General features: G+C 73.1%; 15 protein-coding genes. 11 read left to right on the forward strand and 4 right to left on the reverse strand.

Annotation, left to right across the window (positions count from 1 at the left end; all coding sequences use genetic code 11):
- Positions 1-2: 2 nt before the first annotated feature.
- Positions 3-1145 carry a DUF2510 domain-containing protein gene (locus ABTY61_RS10620; protein ID WP_350504580.1) on the reverse strand — a complete coding sequence of 381 codons (1143 nt, stop codon included), beginning with the start codon at positions 1143-1145 and terminating at the stop codon, positions 3-5.
- An 80-nt stretch (positions 1146-1225) separates the two neighbouring features.
- Positions 1226-1744 carry a GNAT family N-acetyltransferase gene (locus tag ABTY61_RS10625; protein ID WP_350504581.1) on the reverse strand — a complete coding sequence of 173 codons (519 nt, stop codon included), beginning with the start codon at positions 1742-1744 and terminating at the stop codon, positions 1226-1228.
- Positions 1745-1809: 65 nt separating this feature from the next.
- Here ABTY61_RS10625 and ABTY61_RS10630 point away from each other — a divergent pair, with 65 nt between their 5' ends.
- The 3 genes from ABTY61_RS10630 (at position 1810) to ABTY61_RS10640 (ending at position 5838) form a co-directional block, all read left to right on the forward strand.
- A complete protein-coding gene (locus tag ABTY61_RS10630; RefSeq protein WP_350504582.1) occupies positions 1810-2715 on the forward strand; it encodes a TIGR01777 family oxidoreductase in 906 nt (301 codons plus the stop codon).
- Positions 2716-3147: 432 nt separating this feature from the next.
- A complete protein-coding gene (locus ABTY61_RS10635; protein WP_350504583.1) occupies positions 3148-4479 on the forward strand; it encodes an NAD(P)/FAD-dependent oxidoreductase in 1332 nt (443 codons plus the stop codon).
- Between the two features lie 132 nt (positions 4480-4611).
- Entirely contained in the window at positions 4612-5838 is a 1227-nt protein-coding gene (locus tag ABTY61_RS10640) for a cation:proton antiporter (protein WP_350504584.1), read from the forward strand.
- Between the two features lie 28 nt (positions 5839-5866).
- Here ABTY61_RS10640 and ABTY61_RS10645 read toward each other — a convergent pair whose 3' ends face one another.
- The gene (locus ABTY61_RS10645; RefSeq protein ID WP_350504585.1) at positions 5867-7753 is read right to left on the reverse strand and encodes an NsdA family TPR-like regulatory protein; all 1887 of its coding nucleotides are present in this window, start codon (positions 7751-7753) and stop codon (positions 5867-5869) included.
- A gap of 310 nt (positions 7754-8063) precedes the next feature.
- On the opposite strand from ABTY61_RS10645, the gene ABTY61_RS10650 reads away from it, so the two are divergent.
- The 6 genes from ABTY61_RS10650 (at position 8064) to ABTY61_RS10680 (ending at position 15730) form a co-directional block, all read left to right on the forward strand.
- Positions 8064-8825, forward strand: coding sequence for a 3-hydroxybutyrate dehydrogenase (locus ABTY61_RS10650; protein WP_350504586.1), 762 nt, complete (start codon positions 8064-8066; stop codon positions 8823-8825).
- 178 nt (positions 8826-9003) lie between these two features.
- The gene (locus ABTY61_RS10655) at positions 9004-10374 is read left to right on the forward strand and encodes an MFS transporter (protein WP_350504587.1); all 1371 of its coding nucleotides are present in this window, start codon (positions 9004-9006) and stop codon (positions 10372-10374) included.
- Positions 10375-10455: 81 nt separating this feature from the next.
- Positions 10456-12408 (forward strand): helix-turn-helix domain-containing protein, encoded by a 1953-nt coding sequence (locus tag ABTY61_RS10660; RefSeq protein WP_350504588.1) that lies wholly within the window; start codon positions 10456-10458, stop codon positions 12406-12408.
- 108 nt (positions 12409-12516) lie between these two features.
- Complete coding sequence (lipB, locus tag ABTY61_RS10665) at positions 12517-13371, forward strand: lipoyl(octanoyl) transferase LipB (protein WP_502895271.1); 855 nt, start codon at positions 12517-12519, stop codon at positions 13369-13371.
- A gap of 163 nt (positions 13372-13534) precedes the next feature.
- Positions 13535-14488, forward strand: a complete 954-nt coding sequence (lipA, locus tag ABTY61_RS10670) for a lipoyl synthase (RefSeq protein WP_350504590.1) — start codon at positions 13535-13537, stop codon at positions 14486-14488.
- Positions 14489-15040: 552 nt separating this feature from the next.
- Positions 15041-15730, forward strand: a complete 690-nt coding sequence (locus tag ABTY61_RS10680; RefSeq protein WP_350504592.1) for a DUF4191 domain-containing protein — start codon at positions 15041-15043, stop codon at positions 15728-15730.
- A 151-nt stretch (positions 15731-15881) separates the two neighbouring features.
- Here ABTY61_RS10680 and ABTY61_RS10685 read toward each other — a convergent pair whose 3' ends face one another.
- On the reverse strand, positions 15882-16349 hold the full coding sequence (locus tag ABTY61_RS10685) for an RDD family protein (RefSeq protein WP_350504593.1): 468 nt from the start codon (positions 16347-16349) through the stop codon (positions 15882-15884).
- Positions 16350-16700: 351 nt separating this feature from the next.
- On the opposite strand from ABTY61_RS10685, the gene glnA reads away from it, so the two are divergent.
- Positions 16701-18113, forward strand: coding sequence for a type I glutamate--ammonia ligase (gene glnA, locus ABTY61_RS10690; protein WP_350504594.1), 1413 nt, complete (start codon positions 16701-16703; stop codon positions 18111-18113).
- 829 nt (positions 18114-18942) lie between these two features.
- Positions 18943-20049, forward strand: coding sequence for a hypothetical protein (locus tag ABTY61_RS10695; RefSeq protein WP_350504595.1), 1107 nt, complete (start codon positions 18943-18945; stop codon positions 20047-20049).
- Positions 20050-20172 lie beyond the last annotated feature (123 nt).

The raw sequence follows: 20172 nt of genomic DNA on the forward strand, positions 1-20172 counted from the left end.
CCTCAGGTGCTGCTGCCGGAGGAGCCGTCCTGCTTGATGCCCCTGAGGATCTGGTCCAGCATCGAGGCGTCCGGCGCGGCCGGGTCGTCGTCCACGCCGCCCTCGAAGACCACGTAGCCGCCGCCCTTGGCCGGGACGGCGGCCAGCAGCACGTAGCCCTGGGTGCCGTCCGAGGTGCGGACGTGCCAGCGGGTGGCGTAGCCGAGCACACCGGCGACGGAGACGTAGCCGGAGCCGGAGTCGGTGTGCGAGGTGATCCCGGTGAAGATCGTCCCGGCGTAGGCCGGCATCGCCGCGTCGGCGGCCGCCTTGGGGGTGTCTCCCTGGACGGTGTCCTTCTCGATCGAGAACTGGCCGCGGATGCAGGAGTTGCCGTCGGCGCAGGTGTAGCGGCCGCTGCCGAGGTAGACGGTGGAGTGCGCGGAGTTGGAGGCCGCGTCCCAGCCGTCGAAGACCGGAACGGTGATCGCGTGCTGCGGGTCCGGGACGGTGGTCTTGATGGACGGGACCGGCCTGGGGGCCGGGACGGTCGGCGTGGTCCGGGTCGGGGTGGGGCTCGGCGTGGGGCTGTCGCTCTGGGTGACGGTGACCGTGGGATTCGGGGTCGGGTCCGCCTTGGTGTCCCCGCCGCTGCTGAGCACGAGCCCGGCGATGATCCCGCCGACGGCCAGCACCGCGACCGAGATGCCGACGATCACGCCGGTGCTGTTCTTCCCACCGGTGGGCGGCGGGTAGCCGTAGGCCGCGCCCGGGTAGGCCTCCTGGCCGGGGTAGGGCGGCTGGCCCGGGTACTGCTGTTGGCCGCCGTACGGGGCCTGGCCGGGGTAGCCGTAGCCGGGCGCCTGCGCCGCGTCCTGGACCGGGTAGCCGTAGCCGGCGGCGGGCGGGCCGCCCTGCGCCGGGTAGCCGTAGCCGGGCTGCGGCGACTGGGCGGCAGGGGGCTGCCCTGCGGGAGGCTGCCCTGCGGGGGGCTGTGCTGCGGGGGGCTGCCAGACCTGGGTCGGGGCGTCGGCGAGCTGTCCGGCGGCGCCCTGGAGCGGGCGGACCTCGGCCGTCCAGGCGTTGCCGTCCCACCAGCGCTCGTGACCGGGGGTGCCGTCCGCACCGGCGACCGGGTACCACCCGGGAGGCGTCGAGTTGCTCACGGGCGTACGGTACCCGGCGCGGCGCTGCTCCAGACAGGCCACGTACGTCACGACTCTGCAGCACCGGTCCTGACGGACCGTCAGCCGCTCGGGCGGGTTCGGTCGACCAGCCGGCGGGCCATCCACACGTCGTCCACGTAGCACCCGTCGATCAGGAACTCCTCGGCCAGGGTGCCCTCGACCGTGAAGCCGCAGCTCTCGTACAGCCGACGGGCCGGGGCGTTCCAGCCGAGCACCCGAAGGGTCAGCTTGCGGGCGCCCGCGGCCCGGGCCTGCTCACAGGCCGCCTCGACCAGCCGGCGGCCGATGCCCCGACCGCGCACCGTACCGTCGACGGCCAGGCCCTGGATCTGCCGGACGTGCCGGTTGACCGCCAGCCTGGTCGCCGGGATCTGGCGGACGTAGCCGACGATCCGGCCGTCCAGGACGGCCAGCAGGAACTGGTCGGGGGTGCGGCCCTCGTCGAAGGCCCGCTTCCCGGCGGGCGGCTCCGGGGCGACATCCGAGAGGGTGGACCAGGCGGCACGGTCGAGCTCGGCGAGCCCGCGCTCGTCCTCGGGGCGGGCCGGGCGGATGATCAGGTCCTCTTCACGGGTCATGGCGCGTGATGCTACTGGGGCGCGTGCGAAAGGTGACAGGCCATAAGGACTGAGAGGATGGGCCCATGCGCATCGCTGTCACGGGCTCCACGGGATTGATCGGTTCGGCACTCGTCCGCTCCCTGCTGGCGGACGGCCATCAGGTGGTCCGGCTGGTCCGGCACCGCTCCAGGACGGGACCGCAGGCGGACGGCAGCACGGCGATCGGCTGGAACCCGCTGCTCGGCGAGGTCGACCGGGACGGGCTCGCCGGGGTCGACGCGGTGGCACACCTGGCCGGCGCCGGGGTCGGCGACCGCCGGTGGACGGACTCCTACAAGCGCGAGATCCGGGAGAGCCGGGTGTACGGCACCGAGACGCTGGCGGTGGCGCTGGCAGAGCTCCAGGAGCCGCCGCGGGTCCTGGTCAGCGCCTCTGCGGTCGGCTGGTACGGGCAGACCGGGGACCAGGTGATCGACGAGGACTCCCCCGCCGGGGACGACTTCCTGGCCGAGGTCTGCCTGGAGTGGGAGGCAGCCGCGCGGCCCGCCGAGCGGGCCGGGATCCGGGTCGTCCACCCGCGCACCGGGATGGTGCTGTCCGCCGCCGGCGGCGCGGGCGGGCGGCTGTTCCCGCTGTTCAAGCTGGGCCTGGGCGGACGGCTCGGCAGCGGCAGGCAGTACTGGAGCTACATCTCGCTGGCCGACGAGGTGGCCGCGCTGCGGTTCCTGATCGACCGGGAGGACCTCTCCGGCGCGTTCAACCTCACCGCGCCGGAGCCCGCCACCAACGCGGAGCTGACCGCGGCGCTCGGGCGGGCGATGGGACGGCCGACGCCGTTCCCGGTGCCGGAGGCGGTGCTCAAGGCCGTGCTCGGGGAGCTGGCGGTCGAGGTGGTCGGGAGCCACCGGGTGGTGCCGCGGCGGCTGCTGGACGCGGGCTTCCGGTTCGCGCACCCGGACCTGGACTCGGCGGTGCGGGCGGCGCTGTGACGGCGGCGCTGTGACGGCGGCGCGGGGCTCGGGCGCTGTGACGGCGGCGCGGGGGCTCGCCGGAGTCGGGTGGGCGGCACGGTGACCCCTCGTTCTGCGTAGACCCGCTACGGCATTCGCCCTGGCCAGGGGCATATGCCGGGCGGGGTCGGACGGGGCTCCGAGAGGGGGCGCACGGGAGCACACGGCGGGCGCGTCGCACGCCCCCGGTGACCGTGCGCGCCCGTCGACCCGGCAACCCGGCCGCCACGGCGCACTGTCCGTGACCGCGCCCCCGCCCGGCGCCGCACGACCCCGCCCGAGCCCGGCATCGAGCCCACTCCGCCTGTCTGATGCTCACACTGACGGGGCATCACCTTCCTCGGACCGTGCCCGGCACCCCGCTGCCTGCGTCGGCCGGAGCCCCGGGAACCCCAGGGAGGGAGCACGCCAGTGCCCACGTACGACTTCACCCGCCGCGCCCGTCGCCCGTCCGACCCGGACGTCGTCGTGGTCGGCGCCGGACTCGCGGGCCTGGCCGCCGCCCGCGCACTCACCGGCCGCGGCCTCACCGTCCAGGTCCTGGAGGCCGCCGACCGGATCGGCGGCCGGATGGCCACCCGCGAGCTGGACGGCTTCCGCCTCGACGACGGCAGCCACCTGCTCAACACCGCCTACCCCGAACTGCGCCGGGCGCTCGACCTCGACCGCCTGGACCTGCGCCCGCTCGCGCCCGGCGTACTCGTGCACAGCGCCGGCCGCCGCTACCGCGCCGGGGACCCGCAGCTCACCGCCGCCCGGCAGGCCGCCCTCCGGGCCCCGCTCGGCAGCCCGCTGGACAAGGCCCGCCTCGGCAGCTGGCTCGGCCGGATCGCCACCACCCCGGCCGCCCGGCTGCAGGCCCGCCCGGAGACCACCGCCGCCCGCGCGCTGACCGGCCACGGCCTCGCCCCGCGCACCGTCGACGGCTTCCTGCGCCCGCTGCTCAGCGCCCTGCTCGGCGACCCGGCCCTCGGCACCAGCAGCCGGATCGCCGACCTGGTGCTCCGCTCGTACGCCCGCGGCCGACTCTGTCTGCCCGCCGACGGGATCGCGGCCGTGCCGGCCCAGCTGGCCGCCGCACTGCCCGCCGGCACCGTGCGGACCGGGGTGCAGGTCACCTCGATCGGCGCCGACGGCGTGGAGACCCTCGCCCACGGGCGGATCGGCGCCCAGGCCGTGGTGGTCGCCACCGACGCCCGCTCCGCCGCCGAGCTGCTGCCCGGGCTGCGGCTGCCGGACTTCCACCCCGTCACCACCTTCTTCCACGCCGCCGACCGCGCCCCGCTCGCCGAGGCCGTGCTGCTGCTCGACGCCGACCGGCCGAACGGGCACCCACCGCTGGTCTCGCACTCGCTGGTGCTCAGCGAACTCCACCCGTCCTACGCCCCGGCCGGCCAGGCGCTGATCGCCAGCACCGTGCTCGGACGGCGCTCCTTCGACGCGGGCGGCCCGGCCGGCGTGGAACCGGCCGTCCGGGCCCGGCTCGCCGAGCTGTACGGCAGCTCGACGGCGGACTGGCAGTTCCTCAGCGTGCGGCACGTCCCGGACGCGCTGCCCGCGATGCCGCCACCGCACAACCTCCGCCGCCCGGTTCGGCTGCTGGCCGGGCTGTACGTCGCAGGGGACCACCGGGACACCAGCACCGTCCAGGGCGCGCTGGTCTCCGGGCGGCGGGCGGCGCGGGCGGTGCTGGGCGACCTCGGGCTGCCGGCCGGTGCGCGGGAGGCCGAGGCGGCGGCCTGACGGTCCCACCGGGGGGACACACCAGCGGTCTGCCGGGGTGACGGACCGACGGCGTGCCAGGATGCCTCGCATGACCGTTCCGACCGCTCATCGGATGATTCCCATGGGTTCGGCCACTCGGCCGGACGCCCGGTGAGCGCCTCCGCCCAGCCGGTGGCGCTGATCCTGATCCCCGCCGCGGCCGTCGCCGCACCGCTGCTCGCCGACCGGCTGCTGCGGTGGATCGCCGTACCGACCGTGGTGTTCGAGATCGTGCTCGGCGTGCTGATCGGCCCGGACGTCCTGGACTGGGCGCACGTCGACGACCGGGTGAACGCGCTCTCCCAATTCGGCCTGGCCATACTGATGTTCCTCGCCGGGTACGAGATCGACTTCGCCAAGCTGCGCGGTGGCCCACTGAAACGGGCGGGCACCGCGTGGCTGGTCTCGCTCGTACTGGCCCTCGGCATCGGCGCCCTGGTCAACCGGGACCCGTGGGACGGCGCCTTCGCCGGGCTGGTGCTCACCACCACCGCGCTCGGCACGATCCTGCCGATCCTCCGCGACTCCGGCGAACTGCCCACCCCCTTCGGCTCGTTGGTGATGGCCACCGGCGCGGTCGGGGAGTTCGGGCCGATCATCGCGATCGCCGTGCTGCTCAGCGGCAACTCCCCCGCCCGGACCGCGGTCATCCTCGGCGCCTTCGCGGTGATCACCGCCGTCGCCGTCCTCGGCGCCCGCCGGCCACGGCCGGCCTGGGCCACCCGGCTGATCGAGCGCACCCTGCGCACCTCCGGGCAGTTCGCGATCCGGACGGTGATCCTGGTGCTGGCCGTCATGGTCGCGGCCGCGCTCTGGCTCGACCTGGACATGCTGCTCGGCGCCTTCACCGCCGGGATCGTCTCCCGACTGCTGCTCTCCGACATCCGGCGGGCCGAGGAGGAGGTGATCGAGGCCAAGCTGGAGAGCATCGGCTTCGGCTTCCTGGTGCCGATCTTCTTCGTGGTCAGCGGGATGAACTTCGACCTGAACGCGCTGCTGGACGACCCGGGCACACTGCTGCTCGTCCCGGTGTTCCTGCTGCTGTTCCTCGCCGTGCGCGGCGGGCCGGCCGGACTGCTCGCGCCGGCCGGGCTCGGCAGGCGGGACCGTGCGGCGCTCGGGCTGTACGCGTCGACGGCGCTGCCGCTGGTCGTGGTGATCACCACGATCGAGGTGCAGGCCGGGCACCTGCCCTCCTCGACGGCGGCCGCGCTGGTCGGTGCCGGGATGCTGTCGGTGCTGGTGTTCCCGCTGGTGGCACAGCGGGTGCGGGGCGGGGTGCGGCCTTCGGCGGCCGCCGAAGGCGAGCGGCCGAGGGTCCGGGCCGAGAGCTGGTGAGCTCCCGGCCCTCGCACGGCCGGTTCCGTCAGATCACGCCCGCCTGGCGGGCCGTCTCCTCGAAGGCGCGGGCCACCTGGCTGCCCCGGTAGGGGGTGAGGCGGCGGTGGAAGTCCCGGACGTACTCCAGCGAGCGGGCCGAGCGCATCTCCCCCGCCGCCCGCAGCGCGTCGGTGGCCATGGTGCAGGCCTCGTCGAGGTCCCCCATGCCGAGCCGGGCGGTGGCCAGCACCAGCCGGCAGAAGATCCGGCTGCGCGCGTAGGCGGGCGAGCGCAGCCGCAGCGACTTCTCGGCGTGCTGCGCGGAGGTGCGCCACTGCTGGAGGTCGCGGTAGCAGTGGGCGAACTCGTCGGAGAGCTGAGCCTCGTCGAAGTACCGTGCCCAGGAAGGCAGTTCGTCGCCCGTCCGGGAGGCAGCGAGCGAGCGCTCGGCCCGTACCAGCGCCGTGGTGCAGGAGCGGACGTCGCCCAGCAGGCCGTGTCCGCGCGCCTCGGCGGCGTGCATCAGCGACTGGACCACCGGCGGGACGGCGGTGCCGACGCCCTGCTGGGCGACCCGGGCGAGCTGGACGGCCTCCCGGCCGTGGCCCAGGTGGACGGCCTGCTGGCTCATCGTCACCAGCACGTAGCCGCCCAGCGCGCGGTCCCCGGCGGCCTGGGAGAGGCGCAGCGCCTGGACGAAGTAGCGCTGGGCGAGGCCGTGCGCGGCGATGTCGAAGGACGTCCAGCCGGCCAGCCTGGTGAGGTCGGCGACGGCGCCGAACAGGGCGCGGCCAATCTGCTCGCCGTAGCGGCCGCGCAGCATCGGCTCGGCCTCGCTCTCCAGGTAGCGGACCAGTGCCTGGCGGGCGTGGCCGCCGCCGTAGGCGTGGTCGAGCGCGCGGAAGAGGTCGCCGACCGCGCGGATGGCGGCGATGTCGCCGCGACCGACCCGCAGGGCGGGGCGGGCCTCCCGGGTCGGGTCGGCGTACGGCGGTTCGACGGCCGCGGGCGGGCGGCGGCTCTGGGTGGGCACCCGGCCGATGGTGGCGGCGGTGCCGGTGGTGCCGGCCGTGCTGCGCACCCCCGGGGCGCCCGGGGCGCCGATCGGCTGGGTGCGCGCCGGGCCCGCGGCGGGTGCGCCGGGTGCGCTCTGCGCCGGTGCGGCGGGGGCGGTGTCGGGTGGGCCGGTGGCGGTGTCCGGGCGGATCAGCGTGGAGCCGTCCCGGGCGACCCGCTCGTCGGTGCGGCCGATCAGCCAGTCCCGGCTGGGGACGACCAGGCCCGCCGGGGTGAAGGCGATCCGGCGCAGTTCGGACTGCGGGCCGTTGTCCTTGCGCCACATGCTCGCCACGATGTCCACCGCCTCCTGCGGGGTCTCGGCGAACTCCAGGCCCGCGTAGACCGGGGCGCAGGCGTCCAGGCCGAGGTCCTGGGCGGTGAGGCGGCGGCCGAGGCGGCGGGTGAAGACCTCGGCGATCAGCGCCGGGGTAGCGCCGCGGGGCTGCTGGCCGCGCAGCCAGCGGGTGACCGAGGTCTTGTCGTAGCGCAGGTCGAGGCCGTGCTCCAGGCCGAGCTGGTCGACCCGGCGGGCCAGGCCGGCGTGCGAGAAGCCGGCCTCCTCGATCAGGGCGGCGAGTTGGCCGTTCTGCGGCGTCGGGCCGGAGTGGCCGGTGTGGCTGCCGTGGCCGCTGGTGGTCGCGGGCGCGGCGGTGGCCTCGTGCCGGGCGGGTGTGGCCTGCACGGGCAGTCGCAGTTCCTCGGCGGTCGGGGCGTCGGCGGTCAGCGGGTCAGCGGTCAGCGTATCGGTGGTCAGCGCGTCGGCGGTCAGGGCGTCGGGGGCGTCCGGAAGGGCCCGGCCGACCGGGCCTCGGCGCTGGCCGAGCGGGTCGAGCGGTCCGTACGCCGGGCTGTCGGTTGCAGGCCGTTGGGGCATGTCAGTCAACACCTCTCGGACGTCGCACCGGGCGCCACCAGCAGTTCGGCTCGCCCGGGGCGGCGCCCCCTGTCGGGAATCGGCGTGAATGTAGCGAGCATTCGGGCGCTATGGGTGGATCTGACCGAGCAATCCTCCGAACGGGTGAAGCAAGCGCGCCCATTGTGGGGAAGCGAGGTCAGGATGGGTTTGGCTGTCCGGGGTCGAACGGTCGACCGGAGCCCGTAGCGGTTGCCGACACAGTCCACCGGGGTGCTGTGTCGGTCCACCACATGGGAGCCGCGCCGTCGGATTCCTACCGTTCTCGGCCATGGACACCTCTACTGCCCGCCCGCTCGACGGCCGCACGGCCCTGGTCACCGGGGCCGCCTCGGGCATCGGCCGGGCCTGCGCCGAAGCCCTCGCCGAGGCCGGCGCCCGGGTCTACGTCGTCGACCTCGCGGCCGGCCCGGCCCGGGAGCTCGCGGACCGGATCGGCGGGCGCGCGGTCGTCGCCGACCTCGCCGATCCGGAGGCCGTGGACGCCCTGCCGGCCGACGCCGACATCGTGGTCAACAACGCCGGCCTCCAACACCTCGCGCCCGTCCACGAGTTCCCGGTCGAGCGCTTCACCCTCATGCAACGCGTCATGGTCGAGGCCCCGTTCCGGATCCTGCGCCGCACCCTCCCGCACATGTACGAGCGGGGGTGGGGCCGGGTCGTCAACGTCTCCTCCGTCCACGGCCTGCGCGCCAGCGCCTTCAAGTCCGCGTACGTCACCGCCAAGCACGCCCTGGAAGGCCTCAGCAAGACCGTCGCCCTGGAGGGCGCCCCGCACGGGGTCACCAGCAACTGCATCAACCCCGGGTACGTCCGAACTCCCCTGGTGGAGCAGCAGATCGCCGCCCAGGCCCTGGCCCACGGCATCCCCGAGGACGAGGTCGTCGAACGGATCATGCTCGACCGCACCGCCGTCAAGCGCCTCATCGAACCGACCGAGGTCGCCCGACTGGCCCTCTGGCTCTGCTCCCCCGCCGCCTCCTACATCACCGGCGCCAGCCTCCCCATCGACGGCGGCTGGACGGCGCACTGAGCGCCTCCCCCCTGCTCCGTTGGGGGGTCGGCAACGGCGAGGAGGTGACGTCGTCATGGGATGGGTGGCCACAGGAGGGCGATGGGATGTGTGGGTTGGGCACATAGGCCGGGGGACCTGGGGTTCCTACCTTGTGGCGACACCGTCCCCCGTTCCCCTGGACCTGGAAGTGGTGACCATGAACGCCCCTGCACGTGGTTCGGCGGCGCCCAGTTCACTCCCCCGAGTGGTGGCCGCGAGTCTGATCGGCACGACGATCGAGTGGTACGACTACTTCTTGTACGGAACGGCGGCGGCGCTGGTGTTCGGGAAGCTGTTCTTCCCGCACAGCGATCCGCTGACCGGGACACTGCTGTCGTTCCTGACCTACGCGATCGGGTTCGCGGCGCGGCCGGTCGGGGCCCTGGTGTTCGGGCACTTCGGGGACCGGGTGGGGCGGAAGAAGCTGCTGGTGGTGAGCCTGCTGCTGATGGGCGGCTCGACCACGGCGATCGGGTTGCTGCCGACGTACGACTCGGTCGGGGTGGCGGCGCCGGTGCTGCTGACGGCGCTTCGGCTGGTGCAGGGGTTCGCGCTCGGCGGGGAGTGGGGCGGGGCGGTGCTGCTGGTGTCGGAGCACGGCGACCAGCGGCGGCGGGGGTTCTGGGCGTCCTGGCCGCAGGGCGGGGCGCCGGCCGGGAACCTGCTGGCGGCGGGGGTGCTGTCGCTGATGACGGCGGTGCAGTCGGAGAGCGCGTTCCTGGCCTGGGGCTGGCGGGTGCCGTTCCTGCTGTCGGCGGTGCTGGTCGGGGTCGGGATGTGGATCCGGCTGGCGGTGGAGGAGTCGCCGCTGTTCCAGCAGGCGGTGGCGAACCGGGCGGGCCGACCGGAGGCCGAAGCCGAACCGGCACCGCTGGTCGGGGTGTTGAGGCACCACTGGCGGGAGGTGCTGGTGGCGATGGGGGCCCGGATGGCGGAGAACATCTCGTACTACGTCATGACCACCTTCGTGCTGACCTACGCCGTCACCCACGCCCACTTCGACAAGCAGAGCGCGCTGAACGCCGTACTGATCGCCAGCGCCGTGCAGTTCGCGCTGATCCCGCTGTTCGGGGCACTGTCGGACCGGGTCGGGCGCAAGCCGGTGTACCTGGTGGGCGCGGCCGGGGTCGGGGTCTGGGCGTTCGTGTTCTTCGGGATGGTGGACACCCACTCGTTCGGGCAGTTGGTCGTCGCGGTGACGGTCGGCCTGGTGTTCCACAGCGCGATGTACGCGCCCCAGGCGGCCTTCTTCTCCGAGCTGTTCGCGACCCGGCTTCGCTACTCGGGGGCCTCGATCGGCGCCCAGTTCGCCTCGGTGGCGGCCGGCGCGCCCGCACCGCTGATCGCCACCGCGCTGCTCAAGGACTACGGCAGCGCCACGCCGATCTCGGTGTACGTGGCGGTCGCGGCGGCGATCACCGTACTTGCGGTGCTGTGCGGGCGGGAGACCAGGGGGCAGGACCTGGCGGCGGTCGAGGAGGACGCGTCGGAGGACGGCGCGGCGGTCGGAAAGCCTGCCGTGGCCTGAGGGTTGAGCCGATAGCATCGCGAGTTCTCGGCACCGACGGATCCGACGCCGATTGGCGGCCCGCACCATGAACCACCCCGGATGAACCACCCCGACGAGAGCGCCGCGCCCGCTCTGCGGCAGTTGCTCGACCTGCTCGCCTCCGGCGCCGCCACCGAGGACTTCGCCGAGGTGCTGGCCGACGCCCGCCGCCGCGGCGCGTCGGCCGGCGTCCTCGCCGAGATCGACGACGCCACCTGGCAGGCCCTGCGGGTGCACCGAACGCTGCGTCAACACCGGCGCCGCGAGGCCGAGTTGACGGCCCTGTTCGACACCGCCGGGGACCTCGCCGCCTCCCGGGACCTGGACGCCGTGCTGCAGGCGATCGTCCGCCGGGCCCGGCTGCTGCTCGGCACCGACACCGCGTACCTGACCCTGCCGGACGAGGCCGCCGGCGACACCTACATGCGGGTCACCGACGGCTCGGTCTCCGTCCTGTTCCAGACCCTGCGGCTCAGCCTCGGCGACGGCCTGGGCGGGCTGGTCGCGCAGACCGCCCGCCCGTACGCCACCCCCGACTACCGCACCGACGAACGCTTCCACCACACCGGCACGATCGACGCGGGCGTGCTGGACGAGGGCCTGGTGGCGATCATCGGCGTGCCGCTGCTGCTCGGCGGGGAGGTCATCGGCGTCCTGTTCGCCGCCGACCGCTCACCGCGCGCCTTCTCCCCCGACGAGGTCGCGCTGCTCTGCACCCTGGCCGCGCACGCCGCGATCGCCCTGGACACCGCCAAGGCCCTGGCCGACACCCGGGCCGCGCTGGCCGAGCTGAACGCCGCCAACGAACTGGTCCGGGCCCACTCCGCCGCCGTCCAGCGCGCCGAGCAGGCGCACGACCGGCTCACCGACCTGGTGCTCCGCGGCGCCGAGGTGCCGGACGTGGCCGCCGCCGTCGCCCACCTGCTGGACGGGGAGATAACCGTCCTGGACGCCGAGGGCGAGCCGCTGGCCGGGCGGCCCGCCGCCGCGGCCGAACTCGCCGGGGCGATGACCGCCTCCCGGGCCGAGGGCCGGTCCGTACGGCACGGCGGGCTGTGGGTGTGCGCCGCGCTGGCCGGGCACGACGCACTCGGCACCCTGGTGCTGCGCGGCCGGCCCGACCTGGACGACGCCGACCGCCGGCTGTTCGAACGGGCCGGTGTGGTGACGGCGCTGCTCCTGCTGCTGCGCCGCTCGGTCGCGGAGACCGAGAACCGGGTCCGCGGCGAGCTGCTCACCGACCTGCTCACCGCCCCCGACCGCGACCCGGCCGGGCTCACCGCCCGCGGCCGCCGGCTCGGGGTCGACCTCGCCCGCCCCCACCTGGTGCTGGCCGCCGAGCCCGCCGACGGCGACGGTGACGACCGGGGACGACTGGCCGGCGCGGCCCGGCGGTACCTGTTCGGCTCCCGCGGCGTCAGCGCCGAGCACGGCGAGGCGGTGGTACTGCTGGTGCCCGTCACCCCGGGCGACACCGACGACCCCGAGGAGACCGCCCGCCGGGCCGCCGAACGGCTGGCCCGACTGGCGGGCTTCGCGGTCACCGTCGGCGCCGGCCGCCCCGCCGCCGGACCGGCCGCGCTGGCCGCCTCGTACACCGAGGGCCTGCGCTGCGTACGCGCCCTGCGGGTGCTCGGCCGCGCCGGCGAGGGCGCCTCGGCCCGGGCACTCGGCTTCCTCGGGGTGCTGCTCGGCGACGGCCACGACGTGGACGGCTTCGTCGGCGCCACGCTCGGCCCGCTGCTCGCCTACGACGCCCGGCGCGGCACCGAACTGGTCCGCACCCTGCGCGCCTACTTCGACTGCGGCGGCAGCCTGACCCGTGCCAAGGACGAGCTGCACGTCCACGTGAACACGGTGGTGCAGCGGCTGGACCGGGTGGAGGCGCTGCTCGGACCGGACTGGAACCAGCCGGAGCGGTCGCTGGAGCTGCAGCTGGCGCTGCGCCTGCGGCTGCTGGCCGGGGACGGCGACGGCGCAGGCCCGACGGGGACGGCCGGGGCGGGAGGCTGAACGGGGAGGCTGAACGGGTGGCGAGGGCGTGGGCGTACAGTGGCGAGGTTGGTCTCGAACGCCTGGCAAGGAGCGGCAGCGGTGAGCGAGAACGTGCGTTTCGTTCGAATGGGCATAGGCGAGCACGTCGTCCCGTACGAGGAGGCGTGGGAGGAACAGCAGCGACTGCACGCGCTGCGGGTCGCGGACGAGATCCCCGACACCGTGCTGCTGCTGGAGCACCCGCCCGTCTACACCATGGGCAAGCGCACCAACCCCGCCGACCTGCCGCTGGACGGCACCCCGGTGGTCGAGGTCAACCGGGGCGGCGAGATCACCTGGCACGGCCCCGGCCAGCTGGTCGGCTACCCGATCATCAAGCTCCCCGACCCGATCGACGTGATCGCGTACGTCCGCCGGCTGGAGGAGGCGCTGATCCGCGCCGCCGCCGACTTCGGCGTCGGGACCACCCGGGTCGAGGGCCGCAGCGGGGTCTGGGTGCTCGGCGAGAACATCCCGGACGCCGTGGTGGACCCGGCCGAGGTGGTCGACATCGGCAAGCTGACCCTGCGGATGGGCCTGCCGCTGGGCATCGACCCGCGGCTGGCCGGCCCCGAGTACGCGCCGTCCAACGCCGGGCAGCGCGGCGGCGACCGCAAGCTCGCCGCGATCGGCGTACGGGTCGCCCGCGGGGTGACCATGCACGGCTTCGCGCTGAACTGCGATCCGGAGATGACGTACTTCGACAAGATCGTGCCCTGCGGCATCCGGGACGCCGGCGTCGCCTCGCTGGCCGGCGAGCTGCGCCGCGACTTCCCGGTGGGCGAGGCGCTGCCGGCCGTCGAGCGGCACCTCCGGGAGGTGTTCGCCGAGTTGCCGGAGCCGGCGCCCAGCCGCTCGCCCAGCGGGGCGCCCAGCGGGGCGCTGAACGGGTCGCTGAACGGGTCGCTGAACAGCGCGCCCAGCCCCTCGCTCGGCGGCTGAAGTCCTCCGGAGCCTTCCAGGAACACGCTGGAATCCCCCCAGCACTGGGAATCTACTGGCCGGTAGCCGTGTTGCCCTGCGATTGCAGGGCGGCAGGCCCGGCGAAGGCCGTACAACCACAGGCGTACCCTGGGGGTACCCCGTCTAGTTCTAGGAGTCGCACGTGTCCGCTGTCGCGCCCGACGGCAGGAAGCTGCTCCGCCTGGAGGTCCGCAACAGCGAGACCCCCATCGAGCGGAAGCCCGAGTGGATCAAGACCCGCGCGAAGATGGGGCCGGAGTACAACGCCCTCCAGTCGCTGGTGAAGAAGGAGGGACTGCACACGGTCTGCCAGGAGGCCGGCTGTCCCAACATCTTCGAGTGCTGGGAGGACCGCGAGGCGACCTTCCTCATCGGCGGTGACCAGTGCACCCGCCGCTGCGACTTCTGCCAGATCGACACCGGCAAGCCCGCCGAGTTCGACCGCGACGAGCCCCGCCGGGTCGCCGAGTCCATCGTCACCATGGACCTCAACTACGCCACCATCACCGGCGTCGCCCGCGACGACCTGGAGGACGGCGGCGCCTGGCTGTACGCCGAGACCGTCCGCCAGGTACACGCGATGACCGCCGAGCGCGCGGCCGGCCGCACCGGCGTCGAGCTGCTCATCCCCGACTTCAACGCGGTGCCCGAGCAGCTGGCCGAGGTCTTCTCCTCCCGCCCCGAGGTGCTCGCCCACAACGTCGAGACCGTCCCGCGCATCTTCAAGCGGATCCGCCCCGCCTTCCGCTACGAGCGCTCCCTGGACGTCATCACCCAGGCCCGCGCCGCCGGGCTGGTCACCAAGTCCAACCTGATCCTGGGCATGGGCGAGACCCGCGAGGAGGTCAGCCAGGCGCTGGCCGACCTGGTCGGGGCCGGCTGCGAGCTGATCACCATCACCCAGTACCTGCGGCCCTCGCTGCGCCACCACCCGGTGGAGCGCTGGGTGAAGCCCCAGGAGTTCGTCGAGCTCCAGGAGGAGGCCGAGGAGCTGGGCTTCGCCGGCGTCATGTCGGGCCCGCTGGTGCGCTCCTCGTACCGGGCCGGCCGGCTGTACCGGCAGGCGCTGGAGAAGCGCGAGCAGGCCGCAGTCTGACCTCGGAGCCTGTTTGAGCCATTGAGCCATCGGAAGGGCGGAGCCACGGCTCCGCCCTTCCGGGTTTCACCGCGCTTTGACTGCCTGGTCACGGGCTGGTAACACGGGGTGGGGATGATGGACGCCTGGTGGGCGTTCGATTGTTCTCGGCCACGAGTCCCGGCCTTCGGTCCCGGCCCCGACTCTTCTCGGCCCCGATTCTTCTCAGCCATGAGTCTTCTCAGCCACGAGGGGAGCTGTTCGGCATGCGGATGCGGATCCGGTCGGTGGGGGCGGCGCTGCGGTTCGCCGAGAGCGTCCTGCTGGCCCCCGGCCAGCAACACGCCCGGCGAAACGCCTGGGTGGCAGTGTGCGAGGACCGCCGGCACGCGGCGGATCGCCGGCACGACGCCCGGGCGGTCGGGGCCTCCGCCACGACGGGGGCACGCTCCGTACGACCGTGAGGCTCCGACGTCGCTGTGCGCGACGGTGTGTGGGCACACGGGTCACGGTTCGGGCGAACGGGTACCCGGGCTTGGATATCCCGTACCCGTGCCACGTACCATGAGCGTTATGGCGAGGGAAACATCCGAGAACCCCGGACGGCTGAAGCAGATCCGTCTGGCGTACACCATGACCAAGAAGGTCGACACCAAGATCGGCCTGATCATCGCCGGCGTCGGCCTGCTGACCTTCGGCGTGTTCCTCGCCATCGGCTTCGCAATCGACCATCCCATCTACCTGGGCATCCTGGGCTTCATCGTGGCCGTCCTGGCCATGGCGATCGTCTTCGGGCGCCGGGCCGAACGCGCCGCGTTCGGACAGATGGAGGGACAGCCGGGCGCCGTAGCTGCGGTGCTGAACAACATCCGGCGCGGCTGGAGCTCCAGCTCCACCCCGGTCGCGGTCACCCGCAACCAGGACGCGGTCTACCGCGCCGTGGGCCGGGCCGGCATCGCGCTGATCGGCGAGGGCAACCCCAACCGGGTGCGCCAGCTGCTGGCCTCCGAGAAGAAGAAGATGGCCCGTGTGGTCGGCGACGTGCCGGTCCACGACATCGTGGTCGGCACCGGGGAGGGTGAGATCCCGCTGAAGAAGCTGCAGATCCACCTGATGCGCCTGCCCCGCGCCATCACCGCCGCCCAGGTCACCGAGACCAACGACCGCCTGCGCGCGCTGGGCGACCTGCTCTCCAAGGCGCCGATCCCCAAGGGCCCGATGCCCAAGGGTGCCCGGATGCCCAAGGGCGGCCAGGTCCGCTGACCCTCCCCACGCCCCTGACGACCCAGAACGGCCCCGCCCCGGATCCTCCGGAGCGGGGCCGTTCGGCGTGCGGGGCCTGGGCCGGTGTCCGACCTCTGGGTCCGACCTCCCAGGCCCGAACTTCCAGGTCCGGACCTCTAGATCCGGACCTCTAGATCCGGACCTCGACGGTGCCGACGGCCTTGTCGTGCAGTCCGCGAGTGTCCCGGTCCCAGACCAGCGGCGGCACCACCAGGCACAGCAGCACGGTGCGCAGCAGGACCTGCGGGATCGTCGCGCGGCGCCCGTCCAGGCGGACCACCCGGAGGCCGAACAGCCGCTTCCCGAGGGTCGTGCCGGTGGTGGCGAGCAGGACGACCGCGACCAGGAAGAAGAGCGGGAGCGTCCACAGGTTGGCCTCGGCCGCGTCGCCCTTGGCGAGCAGGCCGTAGGAGACCAGCGAGACCAGCCAGCCGTCCACGAACAGGGCGCCGATCCGTCGGCCGGGGCCGGCGATCGAGCCGGGGCCCTCCTTGGGCAGTCCGAGGCGCTCGCCGCGGTAGCCGAAGTCGGCGCCCATCTTCTCGGCGGCCGCCTTGGGGCCGTCGATCCACGATCCCAACGCTTCTCTGGTGTCCACGAATCCACACTAACCGGGCTCACGCCCCGGACCGGCACCGGCTCCCCTCCCGGCGGGGCGCGGGGCAGGACCCGGGGCGGGCGCGGGCCCCGCCGGAAACCGGCCCGGTCGGGGTCTGATCGGGGTCTGATCGGGGTCGGCTCCACGACCGGGTGAATCCCGCTCACCGGGCTTACAAGTGGTCCAGACCACTCATCGGAGGACCTCCAGGTCAGCGGGGCGATTTGCCCCGTCCCGTGGGCCTTTGTCGCCCGTTCGGCGGTCGCGGTTAACATCTAGGAAACGAGTGGGTCACCGGCCGGAAACGCCCCATTCCTAGGGTGAGCCCAATTCGCACGCCGAGGAGGATGGATGTTCAACAACGCCACCGAAGTGAAGCAGTTCATTCAGGACAACGACGTGAAGTTCGTCGATGTCCGCTTCTGCGATCTGCCCGGCGTCCTGCAGCACTTCTCCGTACCCGCCGCGACCTTCGACCCGTCCGAGACCCTGATGTTCGACGGCTCGTCGATCCGCGGCTTCCAGGCCATCCACGAGTCCGACATGGCCCTCGTGCCGGACCTCGCCACCGCCCGCCTCGACCCCTTCCGGGCCGAGAAGCACCTGAACATCAACTTCTTCATCCAGGACCCGGTCACCGGCGAGGCCTACAGCCGCGACCCGCGCAACGTCGCCAAGAAGGCCGAGGCCTACCTCGCCTCCTCCGGCATCGCCGACACCGCCTACTTCGGACCCGAGGCCGAGTTCTACGTCTTCGACTCGGTGCGGTTCGACACCAGCGCCAACGCGTCCTTCTACCACATCGACTCGGAGGCCGGCGCCTGGAACAGCGGCGCCGCCGAGGGCGACGCGCGCGGCTACAAGGTCAAGTACAAGGGCGGCTACTTCCCCGTCCCGCCGGTCGACCACTTCGCCGACCTGCGCGCCGAGATGTCCCTGGAGCTGGCCAAGGCCGGCCTCCAGGTCGAGCGCCAGCACCACGAGGTCGGCACGGCCGGCCAGGCCGAGATCAACTACAAGTTCAACACCCTGCTGCACGCGGCCGACGACCTGATGCTGTTCAAGTACATCATCAAGAACGTCGCCTGGCGGGCCGGGAAGACGGCCACCTTCATGCCGAAGCCGATCTTCGGCGACAACGGCTCGGGCATGCACGTCCACCAGTCGCTGTGGACCGAGGGCTCCCCGCTCTTCTACGACGAGCAGGGCTACGCCGGCCTCTCCGACACCGCCCGCTACTACATCGGCGGCCTGCTCCGGCACGCCCCCTCGCTGCTGGCCTTCACCAACCCCTCGGTGAACTCCTACCACCGCCTGGTCCCCGGCTTCGAGGCGCCCGTCAACCTGGTCTACTCCCAGCGCAACCGCTCGGCCGCGATCCGCATCCCGATCACCGGCTCCAACGCCAAGGCCAAGCGCATCGAGTTCCGCGCCCCGGACCCGTCCTCCAACCCGTACCTGGCCTTCTCCGCCATGCTGATGGCCGGCCTCGACGGCATCCGCAACAAGATCGAGCCCCTGGAGCCGGTCGACAAGGACCTCTACGAGCTCGCCCCGGAGGACCACGCCAACGTCCCCCAGGTCCCGTCCTCCCTCCCCGCCGTCCTCGAGGCCCTCGAAGCCGACCACGAGTACCTCCTGGCCGGGAACGTCTTCACCCCGGACCTGATCGAGACCTGGATCGACTTCAAGCGCACCAACGAGATCGCCCCGATCGCGCTCCGCCCCCACCCGCACGAGTTCGAGCTCTACTACGACCTGTAGAGGGCCGTCTGACCTGCGAAAACGTCTCTCATGAACTCTCGCCGCCCCTCGCCCTCATGTGGAACGAGTGCGAAATGCCGAGGCCGATAGCCGACTGAGCGTCAGCCGAGCGGGCTGAGATCGGGGGTCGTCACGCTGCTCACAGCGTGACGACCCCCGATCCCGTGCACCGCGCAGCAGCGTGCAGCCCCCCTGCGGTGATGCCTCTCCGCCGGCCGGCCACCAGCGGCCACCAGCGGCCACCAGCGGCCACCGCAGAAGCGGCGGCGCAGATCCTTCCAGTTCATCCGCCGGACTTTGCCGGCCACGGAGTCGCGACCGTCGCACGCAGACGATCGCGTGCACTGCACCCTGCCCGGATCCGCCGGATTCGAGCCGGTGGAAGTGTTACGGCGCTTCAGGCGCTGGTTCCTCTCGTACGGCTTCTCGTCCCGCTCGCCGGGCCCGCACCGTCTGGCAGTACCAGTGCGTCCCGTCGTTGTCAGGGCTGCTTACCACCCTCCCGCGCGTCTCGATCCGCGCCCGCTGCGCGTCGGTCAACGGCACGGCCTGGCCGACGACCCGATGGCCCGATGGCCGGAAAGAGGCAGCCGGGACCGCACCTCCCCTCCCGCCGCCAGGGCGGGGCTTTCGGTGCGCAGTGCGCGCTGCGGAAGGGCCGTTGGTTCGGGCACCGTTTCTGGCCATTCCCGTCAAAGCGAGCCGCTGCTGTGATCACGCTGTGTAGGTTTCCGGCCCGTAAGGCGTCATTCTCCCTGGCACCGGGGGCAGTTGGTGCCGAGTGCCGTGCCGTCCCGCCCTCATCTCTCCTCCGCAGACGGGATTCGTGATGACCACCGCCAGCCCAGGAACACCCAGCAGCACCCCGGCGAGCACGACCGCGCCGGCGGCCACGAGCACGACCACTCCGGCTGGTACGGGCACCTCGCCCGGGTTCGAGGTGGACCGGGCGATGCTCGACGGCGCGACGCCGAAGGACCTGCTGCCGACCACCGGCAACTACCCGACGGAGATCGTCCGTTACCAGTCGGTGGTGCTCACCGGTAAGAGCGGCAGCCGCACCTACGTCTCCTCACTCGGCTTCCACGTGCGCGGCGGCAACGTGTCGCAGGCGGTCCTGGACCACCTGAACGACAACCGCCGCCACTACAGCCAGGCCGTGTGGGCCAACGCCGACGAGCTGACCCTCAGCCGTATCCTCGCCAACTACTCCTACGCGCCCGCGGGTTCGACCACGCCGCCGGTCCTGCTGGGCACGGTGCTGGACCCGAAGCCGATCGCCGCGACCGGCAACTACCTCGGCTTCCGGTGGAACTTCACCAGCGAGCAGGAGCGCGAGGCGTGGACCAACGCCCGCAAGGCGACCGCCACCGCCTACGGGAATCCGGTGACCAACACGGTCGCGATCGCCACCAAGGGCGTCTTCGCCGAGGCCGTCCTCGGCCGGGCCAACTCGGCGGAGAAGATCGACCTCACCCGGTTCTGGAACTGGAAGGACTCGCCGATCCAGATCACCCCGGCCGACATCGCCCCGGTCTCCACCGCCTCGCGCGCGCAGAACCTGGACACCAAGGTGGCCGCCCTGGCTGCCTCCGAGGCGCGGTTCACGCCGCTGGTGGCGATGCCCGACCCGGCCGGCCTCCAGACCGCGCAGGCCATCGCCACCGCCAACCTGTTCCGCGACATGAGCGGCATCAACACCGTCACCCAGGTGCTCACCAAGGGCATCGAAGCCGCCGCGAACAACGACAAAGCCGCCGGCGAACGCGGCCAGGAAGCCCTCAAGACCGCCACCGAACACCTGCAGAAGATGCAGCAACTCGCGAACGAAGCCGCCGCCAAGGGGGCCGCGTCCGTGGCCACCGGCGGCGCCAGCAACCTCAGCGCCCTGGGCGGCATGATGAACCAGGGCAAGGACGGCGCGGACAAGAAGTAGCACCACCGCACAGCCCGAGGAACCGCACCCGCGGCCCGCCCCGACCCGTTCGGCGCGGACCGCGGGTGCGAGCCGGGTTGCGGTGACTGCCGCCCCGCCGCCGGACTCATCCGGGAGACTGTT

The organism is Kitasatospora sp. NPDC096128 (assembly GCF_040303105.1).
In the GTDB taxonomy this organism is placed as follows: domain Bacteria; phylum Actinomycetota; class Actinomycetes; order Streptomycetales; family Streptomycetaceae; genus Kitasatospora.